Consider the following 13,786-nt stretch of genomic DNA (forward strand, 5'->3'; position numbering starts at 1 on the left):
GGCCGTGACCGCCGCCGCCCTGCCCTCCCCCGCGCCCGGCCGGTGGCGACCGTTGCGCATCGGTCTGGTGGACCTCTTCTACTACGACACCGAGGAGTTCTGGTTCCGCGACGGCCGGCTGCTGCTGCGCGGCAACAACGGCACCGGCAAGTCCAAGGTCCTCGCCCTGACCCTGCCCTTCCTCCTGGACGGCGATCTGTCCGCGCGGCGGGTGGAGCCCGACGCCGACCCGGGCAAGCGCATGGAGTGGAACCTGCTGCTGGGCGGGCAGCACCCGCACCCCGAGCGGCTGGGCTACACCTGGATCGAGTTCGGCCGCCACGACGAGACCACTGGACAGGACCGCTTCATCACACTGGCCTGCGGGCTGAAGGCGGTGGCGGGCCGCGGTATCGCCCGTCACTGGTACGCCGTCACCGACCAGCGCATCGGCGCCGAACTGAGCCTGCTCGACGCGACCGGCACCGCCCTGTCGCGGGACCGGCTGGCGGAGGCGCTCGCGGGTCGCGGCATGGTGTACGACACCGCCACCGCGTATCGCAGGGCGGTGGACGAGGCATTGTTCGGGCTGGGTGAGCAGCGGTACGCGGCCTTGGTGGACCTGCTGATCCAGCTGCGTCAGCCGCAGCTGTCGAAGCGGCCCAACGAGGCGGCACTGTCGCGTGCGTTGACCGAGGCGCTGCCGCCGATGGACCAGGCGGTGATCGCCGATGTGGCCGAGGCGTTCCGGTCGTTGGACGAGGAGAAGGAGGAGCTGCGGGCGGCCACCGAGGCCGAGCGTGCGGCGTCCGCTTTCCTGGACCACTACCGCCGTTACGCCCGTGTCGCCACCCGCCGCCGAGCCCGGCTGCCCCGCCATGAGCACGCCCGCTACGAGCAGTTGGGCCGCGACCTCGCGCAGGCCCAGAGCGAGCGGGCCCAGGCCGAGGAAGAGCGGGAGCGGATCGCCGTACGGCTGATGGAGCTGGAGGAGCGTGCCACGCGGCTGAAGGCGCAGGAGGCCGCGCTGCGCGAGGGCCCGGAAATGCGCAGCGCGCGCGAGCTGGAGCAGGCGGCGGCCGACGCCCGCCGCACAGCGTCCGATGTGGCCCGCGCCGAGGCGGACCGGGAGCAGGCCGCCCAGGCCCATACCCGCACCTTGGGTCGTCTGGAGAGCGCGGGCAGGCGTCTGGTGGCGGCCGAGGAGCAGGTCGCGGACATGCTGGCGCGCGAGCGGGAGGCGGCCGCGGCCGCGCACCTGGACGGCGAGCTGCGCGCCGAGGGCGCGCCGGAGGCCGAACTGCGCCGCGTGGCCGGGGAGTCGGTGGCGCGCAGGGGGCGCACCCTGGATCACGTGGAGGAGCTCGCGTCACGCGCCGAGCAGGCAGGTGCCGAACGGCGCGCCGCGGCCCGGCGGCTGGACGAGGCCCAGACCGAGGCCGGGCACACCGCCGAACGGCAGGCCCAGGCGGAGGCCGCCGCCACCGAGGCGGGCCGGGAGCTGGTGGCCGCCGTACGCGAACACCTCGATGTGTGCGAGGAGTTGCGGCCCCAGGATCCGACGGGCCTGCTGGACGGCCTGCAGGACTGGGTCGCACACCTGCAAGGGCCCTCGCCCGCGCGGGTGCACACCGCCGACGCCCATCGCACCCAGGCCGCTCACCTGGCCGACCGGACGGCCACCCTCGGCCAACACCTGACGGAACTCGCCGCCCGCCGCGCCGAGACGGAACGGGAACTGACGGACCTGGAGGCGGGCGGCCAGCGCGCTCCCACGGCACCCCACACGCGCACTCCTGGCGTGCGCGAGCAGGCACCCGGGGCGCCGTTGTGGCGTCTGGTCGACTTCCACGACCATGTCACCGGCGGTGAACGAGCGGGCCTGGAGGCGGCGTTGGAGGCCTCCGGTCTGCTGGATGCCTGGGTGCGTCCGGACGGCACGGCCATGGCTGCCGACGGGCATGACGTTCTGCTGGCGCCCGGCGCGCCGCTTGCCGGGCCGGTCCTCGGTGACGTGCTGCGCCCTGCTGTGGACCATGGTGACGCGCGGGCGGTGGCGGTGGGCGAGCAGACTGTGGCCCGCCTGCTCGCCGCGGTGGGGCTCGGCCCCGGCGGCTCCGGAGGCACGTGGGTTTCGGCGGACGGTCACTTCCGGATCGGGGCGCTGACCGGTAGCTGGTCGAAGCAGGCGGCCGTCTACGTCGGCGAGGGTGCCCGCGAGGAGGCGCGCCGGGCCCGGATCGTCGTACTGCAGGGCGAACTCGATGACTTGGCAGGCGAGTTGGCTCAAGCGGAGGCCGATCGGGCCACGGTGACCCGGCGTCGGCGCACCCTGGACGCCGAACTGGCCGCCGTCCCCGACGACGCCGCACTGCGCCACGCGCACGCGCTGGCCGCGGCCGCCGCGGACGCCGCCCACCGGGCCCGCACCCGCCAGGACGAACGCGCCGCCGAACTCGCTGCGGCCGCCGGGCAGGAAGCCCAGGCCACCACCGAACTCACCGACACCGCGACCGCCGTCAACCTGCCCACCGACCGGCCACATCTGACGGCCGTCCGCCAGGCACTGGCCGACTACACCGCCGTCCTCGCCGCACTGTGGCCCGCCCTGCGCGAGCGGACCGACGCCGCGCGCATGGCGGCCGACGAGCGCACAGAGGCCGAGCAAGCCGGCACCCGAGTCGCCGAACTGGCTCTACGCGCTGAGGAGTCGGCCCGCCTGGCGGCCACCGCCGACGAACGCCACACCACCTTGCGCTCCACCGTCGGTACCGCGGTCGCGGAGCTGGAGCGGCGCCTGGCCGCCACCGCCGAGGCCCTGGCCACGTGCGAGCGCGACCAACGCACCTCCCGCGAGGAACACACCGCCGCCGGCCGGCGCGTGGGCCATGCGGAGGGCCGTATCGAGCAACTGGAGAAGGACGTCCACGAGGCTGCCGCCTCGCGCGCCGAGGCAATCGCCGCGCTCCAACGCTTCGCGGCCACCGGCCTGTTGACCGTCGCTCTTCCCGAGACGACCGTCCCCCCGCTGGACGACGGCCCATGGGCGGCCACCCCGGCCGTCGCACTCGCCCGCACCATCGAGGCGCAGCTGTCGGGTCCGTCCGGCACCGACGACTCCGACGGCGCCTGGGAGCGCGTACAGAAGCGGCTCAGCGAGGAGTACAAGAAGCTCCAGGACGCCCTCTCCCGAGGCGGTCACACCGCCACGGCCCGCATGGTCGAGGACGGCATGGTCGTCGACATCGTCTACCAGGGCCGCCGCCGGACGGTGCCCGAACTGGCCGCGGCCCTCGCCACCGAGACGACCGAACTGGCGCGCATCCTGTCCGCGCACGAACGCGAGATCCTCGAAACCCACCTGCTCACCGAGGTCGCCGGCACCCTTCAGGAACTGATCGCCGCCGCCGAACGCCAGGTACGGGCCATGAACGCCGAACTCCAGGAACGCCCCACCTCCACCGGCATGCGACTTCGCCTGGTGTGGCGCCCCTCGCGCAAGGCCCCGACCGGACTGGCCCAGGCACGCGAACGCCTGCGCCAGTCCGCGGACGCCTGGGCGCCCGAGGACCGGACTGCGGTCGGGGAGTTCCTGCAGGCCGAGATCGCCCGCCGGCAGTCCGACGACGCGGCGGGCAGCTGGCTGGAGGTCCTCACCGCGGCGCTCGACTACCGCGCCTGGCACGAGTTCGGCATCGAACGCCACCAGCACGGCACCTGGGTCCCGGCCACCGGCCCCGCCTCCGGCGGCGAACGCGTCCTGGCCGTCTCCGTCCCCCTGTTCGCCGCCGCCTCCTCCCACTACGCCACCGCCGCCCCCGACGCCCCGCGCCTGGTCACCCTGGACGAGGCGTTCGCGGGCGTGGACGACGACTCCCGCGCCAAGTGCCTGGGCCTGCTGCACGCCTTCGACCTGGACGTGGTGATGACCAGCGAACGCGAATGGGCCTGCTACCCCCAGGTCCCCGGCGTCGCCATCGCCCAGCTCTCGCGTGTCGACGAGATCGCGGCGGTGCTGGTGACCCGCTGGGAGTGGGACGGGGCGGAGCGCGTACGAGGCGCCGAGCCGGAGCACGGTCTTGCGGTCCTCCCGGCTCAGACGGCGCCCTCAATCGGCGCGACGGCACCCGCGTCCCCCGGGGTGTCCGGCTCCGACCAGGGAGGGCTGTGGCCGTGAGCGGCCCCGAACACCCCGACCTCGTCCGGGAACCCGGCGCGCGCGTCGACCGGGACCGCCTCGGCCGCCTGCTAGGCGACCCCGACCTGGTCTGGCTGGTCGAGCGCATACGCCGCCGCATGGAGCGGGACGAACCCCTCACCGGCCCGGTCACGTTGACGGCCCCCACCACCGCCGAGCGCGCGGCCGCCGAACGCCTGCTGGGCCGAAGTCCCGGCACCGGCCACTCACTGACCGTGCGCCTGAACGCGGTGGACGATCTGCTGCGCCGCTCCGGCATCAGCCCCGACGGCCTCGCCCCGGCGGTGACCACGCTCACCGGCCCGGTCGACCGCCTCGCCGAGATACGTGCACGTGAGGCGGTGGCATGGCAGGACGCGTACACCCCCCTCGCCACGCTACGGCCCGAGCTGTCGGCCTGGGCCGACCGGTTGCGCGGAGAGGGTCTCCTACGCCGCCTCGCCCGCACCCCCGAAGCGGCGAAGACCTTACTCACCGACACCGCGACGGCTCTACAGGCGCTGCCGGCCGACCCTGCCGTGTCCCTGCCCGCCTTCGCGGCCACCACCCTCGGCGACGCCCACGCCCTCGACGACGGCACCCCACTGGCCACCCTCGTCCTGTCCGGGGTACGCGCCCTGTCGGGCTTCCTGGACGGCAGCGGCGCCGAGTGGCGCCGCGAGGCCTGGGCCTCGGCCGGCCTGCTCAGGGACGCCCTGTCCTCCACCGTCCTCACCCTGTGCCTGCGCGGCACCCCAGCCCTGGACTGGATGACCGACACTGGCGAACCAGCCGTCCTGACCCTGCGCCAGCTCACGCATAGCCCGCCGCGAACGGCGCCTTCGGTCGTGTACGTCTGCGAGAACCCAACGGTCCTGGCCACGGCAGCCGACACCTACGGGCCTGCCTGCGCACCGCTGATCTGCCTCCAGGGCCAGCCGTCGGCCGCCGCCCTCACGCTGCTGCGCCATCTGCACAGCCAGGGGTCCCGGCTCCGCTACCACGGTGACTTCGACTGGGGCGGGCTGCGCATTGCCGAGGCGCTGCTGCGGCGCGTGCCGTGGCGGCCGTGGCGGTACACGGCGGCCGACTACCTCACGGCGGCCGCGGCCACACCCTTGGCACCACGGCTGACCGGCACACCAGCCACCGCGTCGTGGGACCCCGGCCTGCCGGTGGCCCTGACCGAACTTGGCGTGCGGATCGAGGAGGAGACCGTGCTCGAGATGCTCCTCGCCGACCTGGCCGCCTGAGGTCAACGTAGCGGTATGGCGCATGCCGGGTGCGACCTTGGCTCCGCGAGGCATTGGGGCTTCGCCGACGAGATCGCACCCGACCACCGGCGCCACGGCGGGACGCCTACACGCCGTTACGTTCTGTCAGCCACCATGATCCCGACGCACTCTTCGAGCGCCGCGTGCAACGACGGCACGAAGGCGGCGAGTTCGGCATCCGACGCCTCGCCTCCCTCAAGCACGGCACCGACAACCGTCGCCAGGACGACGGCAGCCTTGAGGGCGTGCGCGTCGGCCAGCTCCTCAAGGAAACCGCCCGGCTGAGCGACCACGAACGCCTCCTTACCGGTGGCCGGATCGACACCGACGCTGCGGAAACGCCTCGCGCTCATGCGACCTCCGCCGGGCTGTAGTCCTGGCCGAGGGTCGCGAGGACGGCTGCTCGGCGCCGGCCCCGCTGCAGGCACCTGTGGTCTTGTTCGTCCCGCTCGCGTTCCCATACGCCGAGGTAGGGCCGGACGAGGGGGAGACCGTCAGCGAGGACGATGTCCGCGGGGTACGGCCTCGTTCGCCGGGCGGCAGAGGCGGGATGGTGCGCGGGAGCAGACGGAATGGAGCTGAGGGACGGTGGCCTTCCGGTGGCGCGGTGCGCACCGCGGGCAGGCAGAAAAAGGCTCAGGATCGCGGCCAGTAGGCTGCGCATAGGTCGACTCCTACGTAGTCGGCTCAGCCCCGGCACGGAAGCTCTCACCCTTCCCGCCGGGGCGTTTCTTTGAGTCTCATGGTATCGCCTTGTATCGACTCGTCGCGAGACGTATCTCAAAGAGCATCTATCACCTCCCTTGCTTAGCGTCGACTTCATGAACCCTGACGCTGAGATCGATCACGGTGCGCCGCTGACCCCGTACCGGCAGCTGGCCGAGATTCTGCGTGCGCAGATCCAGCGCGGGGACTGGCAACCGGGACGGATGCTGCCGAGTGAAGCCCAGCTCGTACAGCAGTACGGGATCGCACGGACGACCGTCCGGCGAGGGCTTGGCCTGCTGGCCGAGGAAGGCTGGGTGTACGCCGTTCCCCAGCGAGGGTGGTTCGTCTCGGACCCTCTGCCGCCCACTGCCGAAACACCCACCCAGCCAACCCTCCGATAGCCGCCTTCCCTCGGTCCGGCGGGTAGTCGTGCCGGGCAAAGATGCGCCAGACCTGCATCGCAGGCGATCCAGTCCGGCTTCAGCTGAGCGCGTATCCAGAAATGCTGTGCGTAGAGAGAGTTGGGACTCTCTGGTGCGGGAGGCATCGACATGGACCTCGCCGGGCGTTTGATCGAGGTGTCCGCAACGTCCGCCCGCCCACGCGTTCGCCACTGAGTACCCGAGGTTATGCAGTCCGTTGCGGGGACTGGACCCTACCGTTACGGACGGTAACGTTCTGCTGTCGTTGCGGGGCCTGTGGTGCGGCACTCGCTACAGCCCGCAATCCCAGCGGACTCGTCTTGACTGCTCTCAAGCACTACCTGGCCAACTCCCGACCACCGCCGCCCCCTGGACCAGCCCCTGGCCCCCCCCCACCAATTACCGACAGAACTTCTGGAGATCCGCCTAAGAGGGGGTCCCATGGCTGAACCATGGGACGGTGGTTGCTGCCTCTGGCAAAGTGATCGGCACCGCTAAACGATTCTCGTGAGGAACTTGTGAGCTCGCTCGGTAGCTTCATCTGGTCAATCGCTGACCAGCTTCGGGGCCCCTATCGCCCCAACCAGTACGGGACAGTGATTCTCCCGTTCACGATTCTGAGACGGCTCGACTGCGTACTTGAGCCGGACCGCGCGGCGGTACAGGAGCTGGCTGCGAGGTATGAGAACCCGAACCGACTCAAGGTCGAGGTCAAGAAGGCCACGGGGCGGAGGTTCTACAACACCTCCAACTATGAGTTCGTGAACCTGCTGGCCGATGCGGACGGGCTGGTGGACAACCTCGCTGACTACATCGACCGGTTCTCCGCCGACGTGGACGTGTTCGAGTACTTCGACTTCAAGAAGGAGATCCTGGCCCTGGAGAAGGCCGGGCTCCTGCGCGAGATCGTCAAGTCCTTCGGCGCTGTCGACCTGCATCCCGACGTGGTGTCCAACGCAGACATGGGGGATGCGTTCGAGTACATCATCCGCAAGTTCAACGAGGCCGCGAACGAGACCTCCGGAGACCACTACACGCCGCGCGATGCTATCCGGCTGCTGGTCGACCTGCTCTTCGCAGAGAAGGATGTCGACCTCTCCGAGGGCGGTATCATCCGGTCGCTGTACGACCCCACCGCCGGCACCGGCGGCATGCTCTCCCTGGCGGAGGAGCACCTGCTCGCCCAGAACTCCGAGGCGAAGCTGAGCCTGTACGGCCAGGAGTACAACCCGCAGTCGTACGCCATCTGCAAGTCCGAACTGCTCGCCAAGGGCCACGACGCGACCAACATTGCCTTCGGTAACACGCTCACCGACGACGCCTTCAAGGGCCGCCAGTTCGACTTTTGCATGTCCAACCCGCCCTACGGGGTGGACTGGAAGCAGTACGCCAAGGCGGTCAAAAAGGAGCGCGACTCCGCTGGCCCCTACGGCCGCTTCGCGCCGGGACTCCCCGCGACCTCGGACGGCCAGATGCTCTTCCTGCTCCACTTGGCCCACAAGATGCGCACACCCGAGGACGGCGGCGGCCGCGTCGGCATCGTCATGAACGGCTCGCCGCTCTTCAACGGCGCCGCCGAATCCGGTCCCTCCAGCATCCGCAGGTGGCTGCTGGAGAACGACCTCGTCGAGGCGATCGTCGCCCTGCCGACCAACATGTTCTTCAACACCGGCATCGCCACCTACATCTGGATCCTCGACAACACCAAGCACCCCGACCGCAAGGGCACGGTCCAACTCATCGACGGCTCGTCGTTCTGGACCAAGATGCGCAAGAACCTCGGCGCCAAGGGCCGCGAGATCAGGGACACCGACCGCGCCAAGATCGTCAAGCTGTACGCCGACTTCACCGACGCCGACCCCGACACCTCCAAGGTGCTGCGCAACGACGAGTTCGGCTACTGGACCATCACCGTCGAGCGGCCCCTGCTTGACGAGGACGGCAAGCCGGTCACCGACCGCACGGGCAAACCGAAGCCCGACACCAAGAAACGCGACACCGAGAACGTGCCCTTCACCTACGGCGGCTCGACCGCCGGCCCGGCCGGCAAACTCGATGCCATACAGGCCTACTTCGACGCTGAGGTAAAGCCACACGTCCCCGACGCCTGGATCGACTGGGCCAAGGTCAAGACCGGCTACGAAATCCCCTTCACCCGCCACTTCTACAAATACGTCCCGCCCCGCCCCCTCGCCGAGATCGACGCCGACCTGGAGAAGCAGGTCGCCAAGATCCTCGACCTGTTGCGGGAGGTCGAAGGATGACCACGACTGTTTCGCTCAGGCGGCTCGTTGATGTCATTGATTGTGCCCATGTCACTGCCCCGTTCGTTGACGATGACCGCCGGTTCCCGGTCGCGAGTATCCGAGAGTGCCAGGGCGCATATGTCGACCTGTCTGATTGCAAATACACGACACAGGAGTTCTTTGATCATCTGCGCGCGTCCGACCGCGCGCCGCGTACCGGTGACTTGTTGTTCATCCGCAATGTGTCAGTGGGCCTGGTATCAGCTGTGGCCCCAGGTACCCCCGAGTTCGCTGTTGGCCAGGAAACGGTCCTTCTTCGAAGGACTTCGGAGGTCGATCCGACGTTCCTGCGGTACGCACTGGTGGGGGCAGAAGCGAACTACGCTGTCGAGTCAGCGATGATCGGCTCCACGTTCCGTCGCATCAACGTGTCGGCGATCCGCGCTCTCCCCGTCGCATTGCCGCCGCCCGAAGAACAGCGCCTCATCGCGAACTACCTGGACCGCGAGACGGCCCACATCGACACGCTCATCGAGGAGCAGCAGCGCCTGATCGAGATGCTCGATGAACGCCGAGACGGTGTCATCGCCGAGGCGGCGACGAAGGGCGTGAGCCCAGGGGTGGCTCTGGTTGATTCTGGCGTTGAATGGCTCGGGGACATCCCAGAAGGGTGGAGTGTGAAAGCACTCCGCCGGTGCGGGACGCTCTTGACTGGCGCCACCCCGCCGACCGACAACCGTAGCAACTTCGCTGAGGAAGAGAACGAACGCCCATGGGTCCGTCCTCAGGACTTGAGCTCAGAGACGAGAGCTAGCGCATGGCTTACGGCGGACGGCTGGTCCAAAATGCGTCCAGTCCCGGCTGGCTCGGTTCTCGTCGGATGTATCGCGTACTCGCTGGGTTCGGTTGGTTACCTGCCTGTGGCAGCGACTACTAATCAGCAGATTACGTGCATTATTCCGGCCGAGGAAGGGCGGTACCTGTATTACGTCATGCGCGCAGCAAAAAGTGAACTTTGGGCTGCCTCACAGATGAACCGGGTGCCGATCTTGAACAATCAGCGTCTGGGAGCAATCCAGGTCCCGGTGCCGCCCGTTGAGGAACAGCGACTCATTGCCGCATACCTCGACGAACAGACAGAGAAGATCGACCGCACGAAGGCAGAGGCGGAGCGGTTCATCGAGCTCGCCCGAGAACGACGGTCAGCGCTGATCACGGCTGCGGTGACGGGTCAGATCGACGTACGCGAGGGGCGTGATGGCTGACCACAACGAGGTGGTCTTCGAGACTGAGATCTGCGAGTACCTGCGGAATCACGGCTGGCTGTACTCGAAGAACGACCGTGACGGTGGTGAGTACGACCGGGAGCGGGCGCTGTTCCCTGCAGACCTGTTCGTGTGGCTGGAGAAGACGCAGAGGCAGGCCTACGAAAAGGCGTTGAAGGCGGCGGGGTCCAAGGCGAAGTTCCTCGATGTGCTTACTGCGGCGCTCGACCGGCCGCTGGAACATGGCGGTGGGACGCTGAACATCCTGCGCAACGGCGTGCAGTACATCGGCGGTGGCCGGTTGAAGATGGCGCAGTTCCGTCCGGAGACGTCGCTCAACGAGACCACGACGGCGCATTACGAGGCGATGCGGGTGCGGATGGTACGGCAGGTGCACTTCTCAACAGCCGACCAGCGCAGTATCGATCTGGTGTTCTTCGTCAACGGGCTCCCGGTGGCCACGGTGGAGCTGAAGACCGACTTCACCCAGTCGCTGGACGAGTCGGTCAACCAGTACAAGCAGGATCGAAATCCGTTGACGAACGGGCGGCCGGAGCCGTTGCTGTCGTTCGGTCACCGGGCGCTGGTGCACTTCGCGGTCTCGAATGACCTGGCGGCGATGACCACGAGGCTGGAGGGGGAGAGGACCCACTTCCTGCCCTTCAACATCGGCTTCGACAGCGGTGCCGGCAACCCGCCCGGTTCGGACGGACGGTCGTCGACGGCGTACCTGTGGGAACGGGTCTGGGAGAAACACGCCTGGCTGAACATCATCGGTCGGCTGATGATCGTGCAGACCAAGGAGGAGTGGGAGGTCACCACCGGCACGTCGGTGCGGCATACGAGCATGCTCTTCCCGCGGTTCCACCAGTGGGAGGCCGTCACGAACATCGTCGAGTCGGTGAAGGAGGAGGGTGTCGGGCAGCGGTACCTGATCGAGCACTCGGCCGGGTCGGGGAAGACGAACACCATCGCCTGGACGGCCCACCGGCTGGCGCGGCTGCATGTCGATGACCAGAAGGTCTTCGACTCGGTCATCGTGGTCGTGGACCGCACCGTGCTCGACTCTCAGCTGCAGGATGCGATCCGGCAGATCGACGGCACCGGCAAGATCGTCGCGACTATCAGCCCCGAGGACGTCCGTAAGGCCGGCGCGAAGTCGAAGTCGGGTTTGCTGGCACAGGCGTTGAAGAACGGTGAGCTCATCATCGCGGTGACGGTGCAGACCTTCCCGCATGCGCTGGACGAGATCCGGACCGACGCCGGCCTGAAGGGCAAGCGGTTCGCCGTCATCGCCGATGAGGCGCACTCCTCCCAGTCGGGTCAGATCTCCTCAAAGCTGAAGCAGGTGCTGACCGCTGAGGAGGTCAAGGAGATCGAGGAGGGTGGCGAGATCGATGTGGAGTCGATCCTGGCATCGGAGATGACCGAGCGGGCCGAGTCGGAGAACATCTCCTACTTCGCCTTCACCGCGACGCCGAAGAACAAGACCCTCGAACTGTTCGGCCGCAAGGGCGCCGACGGGAAGCCGCGCGAGTTCCACCTGTACTCGATGCAGCAGGCGATCGAGGAGGGCTACATCCTCGACGTGCTCAAGGGCTATCAGTCCTACGAGACCGCGTTGAAGATCGCTGGCAGGGCCGAGAGCGGTGACGGGGGAGAGGTTGAGGAGGCAGCCGCCCGCAAGGGACTGATGCGGTGGGTGCAGCTCCATCCAACGAACATCGGCCAGAAGGTGCAGATCATCGTCGAGCACTTCCACGCCAACGTCGCCTACCTCCTCGAAGGTAGGGCGAAGGCGATGGTGGTGACCGACTCGCGCAAGTCCGCGGTGAAGTACAAGCTGGCCATCGACGCCTACATCGCCAGGCGCCGCACCGAGGACGCCTCGTACAACTACCGCGCCCTGGTCGCCTTCTCCGCTGGGGTGACGATGGCCGAGGACGAGACCTGGCACAGCGACTGGGGCCCGCAGCCGTCGAAGGACGACGAGTTCACCGAGGCCAACATGAACCCCGGCGCCGGGGCTGATCTGGCAGCCGCATTCAAGGGCGATACGTACAAGATCATGCTGGTCGCCAACAAGTTCCAGACCGGCTTCGACCAGCCCTTACTCTCGGCGATGTACATAGACAAGAAGCTGTCAGGGGTCACCGCGGTGCAGACGCTCTCGCGGCTCAACCGCACCCATCGCACCGCTGGTGGGGAGCAGAAGCGCAAGACGTTCGTCATCGACTTCGCCAACAAGCCCGAGGACATCAAGGCAGCCTTCGAGCCGTACTTCAAGAACGCGACCCTGGAGACCGAGACCGATCCGTACGTCGTCGTCCACCTGGCTAACAAGCTTGCCCAGGCCGGGATCTACACCGAGGACGACGTTCGCAAGGTCGCCGAGCTGTGGGTGACCAGGAAGGGCAACAACGCGCTCTCGGCGGCGATCAGCCCGGCGCAGCACGGCTTCCGGCGCCGCTACGCGCGGGCTATCGAGGAGGAGGACAAGGTCACGCTCCAGGCGCTCGACCTGTTCCGCAAGGATGTCTCCACCTACGTACGTCTCTATGACTTCATGTCCCAGATCGTCGACTACGGCGACCCCTACATGGAGATGCTTTCGATCTTCCTGCGCCTGCTGGAGAAGGTCATCGCCGAGTCCGCTTGGGCGGCCGACGTGGATCTCTCCGATGTGGTGCTGGTCGGGGTCAAGCACAACAAGACAATCCCGGTCGACATCTCGCTTGTGGGCGACGGGCAGCTGAAGGGCATCAGCGCCGCTGGCACGGGAATGAAGAAGGATCCGAAGTACGTCGCGCTCCAGGTCGTCATAGACAAGATGAACGACCTCTTTGGCGCCGAATCGTTCGCCGAGTACCAGGTCAGGGAGTTCGTGCAGGGACTCGTCCAGCGGTTGCTCGCCGACCCGAACCTGATCAGGCAGACCAAGGTGAACTCCAAGAAGCAGTTCGTGGAGTCACCAGACTTCCAAGCAGCCGTCACGGAGGCGGTCGCAGACAACCAGGACGCCCACAACATGATGGCTGACTACTTCTTCACCGACGGGCCGGCCATCAACTCGATCATCGTCGCCCTCGCGGATGCGTTCTACGAAGCAGCGGTTGATCAGCAGGCGGATTCTTAGACACGTCAGCACGCATGTCCCGCCCCAGCAGGCCACCCCACTGCGGAGGTGAGGGGAAGGCATGAGCGGCAGACGAGTCGGGCTATACGCCGGGTTCTGTCGCCCGGTCGCCTCGCGGCGGCCGGGGAGACGGCCATCCATCTAGGGTCGGTGTTGCCACCGGCCTCGTGCGGTCTACCCAGGGACTCGGGCGGGCAGCCCTCGAACGTCCCCGCAGAGCGCGTTTGACGGCGCTCCTTTTGACCTTGCTCCAGGTGGGGTTTACCTAGCTGCCCAGGTCACCCTGGGCACTGGTGGTCTCTTACACCACCGTTTCACCCTTACCGAGGACCGAGGTCCCCGGCGGTCTGTTTTCTGTGGCACTGTCCCGCGGGTCACCCCGGGTGGCCGTTAGCCACCACCTTGCCCTGTGGAGCCCGGACGTTCCTCGGGAAGCCCCCCCATCAAGGGGACTCCACGCGGCCGTCCGCCCGGCTCGTCTGCCGTGTCGACCATGTTACCGGGCCCTCGTCCCTCGCAGGACCGGCCGCTGTCGCCAGGACCGAGCCCGCCAGGATCAGGGCGAACGCCGCCCCCACG

The 13,786-nt window shown here is 68.2% G+C and carries 7 protein-coding genes and 1 other RNA gene; 6 read left to right on the plus strand and 2 right to left on the minus strand.

Annotation, left to right across the window (positions count from 1 at the left end; all coding sequences use genetic code 11):
* Positions 1–4: 4 nt before the first annotated feature.
* Both OHU89_RS16045 and OHU89_RS16050 read left to right on the plus strand, forming a co-directional pair.
* Positions 5–4,156 carry a TIGR02680 family protein gene (locus OHU89_RS16045; RefSeq protein ID WP_405643437.1) on the plus strand — a complete coding sequence of 1,384 codons (4,152 nt, stop codon included), beginning with the start codon at positions 5–7 and terminating at the stop codon, positions 4,154–4,156.
* The gene (locus OHU89_RS16050; RefSeq protein WP_405643439.1) at positions 4,153–5,409 is read left to right on the plus strand and encodes a TIGR02679 family protein; all 1,257 of its coding nucleotides are present in this window, start codon (positions 4,153–4,155) and stop codon (positions 5,407–5,409) included. The genes OHU89_RS16045 and OHU89_RS16050 overlap by 4 nt, the downstream gene beginning before the upstream one ends.
* A 116-nt stretch (positions 5,410–5,525) precedes the next feature.
* Here OHU89_RS16050 and OHU89_RS16055 read toward each other — a convergent pair whose 3' ends face one another.
* The gene (locus OHU89_RS16055; protein ID WP_405643442.1) at positions 5,526–5,783 is read right to left on the minus strand and encodes a hypothetical protein; all 258 of its coding nucleotides are present in this window, start codon (positions 5,781–5,783) and stop codon (positions 5,526–5,528) included.
* Positions 5,784–6,251: 468 nt separating this feature from the next.
* On the opposite strand from OHU89_RS16055, the gene OHU89_RS16060 reads away from it, so the two are divergent.
* The 4 genes from OHU89_RS16060 to OHU89_RS16075 all read left to right on the plus strand — a co-directional run bounded on the left by OHU89_RS16060 (position 6,252) and on the right by OHU89_RS16075 (position 13,207).
* Complete coding sequence (locus OHU89_RS16060; RefSeq protein WP_405643445.1) at positions 6,252–6,539, plus strand: GntR family transcriptional regulator; 288 nt, start codon at positions 6,252–6,254, stop codon at positions 6,537–6,539.
* 539 nt (positions 6,540–7,078) lie between these two features.
* Positions 7,079–8,824 (plus strand): N-6 DNA methylase, encoded by a 1,746-nt coding sequence (locus OHU89_RS16065; protein ID WP_405643447.1) that lies wholly within the window; start codon positions 7,079–7,081, stop codon positions 8,822–8,824.
* Entirely contained in the window at positions 8,821–10,071 is a 1,251-nt protein-coding gene (locus OHU89_RS16070) for a restriction endonuclease subunit S (protein WP_405643450.1), read from the plus strand. Before OHU89_RS16065 ends, OHU89_RS16070 begins: the two co-directional genes overlap by 4 nt.
* Positions 10,064–13,207 carry a type I restriction endonuclease subunit R gene (locus OHU89_RS16075; RefSeq protein WP_405643452.1) on the plus strand — a complete coding sequence of 1,048 codons (3,144 nt, stop codon included), beginning with the start codon at positions 10,064–10,066 and terminating at the stop codon, positions 13,205–13,207. The genes OHU89_RS16070 and OHU89_RS16075 overlap by 8 nt, the downstream gene beginning before the upstream one ends.
* Positions 13,208–13,276: 69 nt before the next feature.
* On the opposite strand, the gene rnpB is transcribed toward OHU89_RS16075, so the two are convergent.
* An RNA gene (gene rnpB / locus OHU89_RS16080) (RNase P RNA component class A) lies at positions 13,277–13,685 on the minus strand.
* Positions 13,686–13,786: the final 101 nt, after the last annotated feature.

Origin of the sequence: Streptomyces sp. NBC_00019, assembly GCF_045041015.1 — a bacterium.
Classification (GTDB): domain Bacteria; phylum Actinomycetota; class Actinomycetes; order Streptomycetales; family Streptomycetaceae; genus Streptomyces.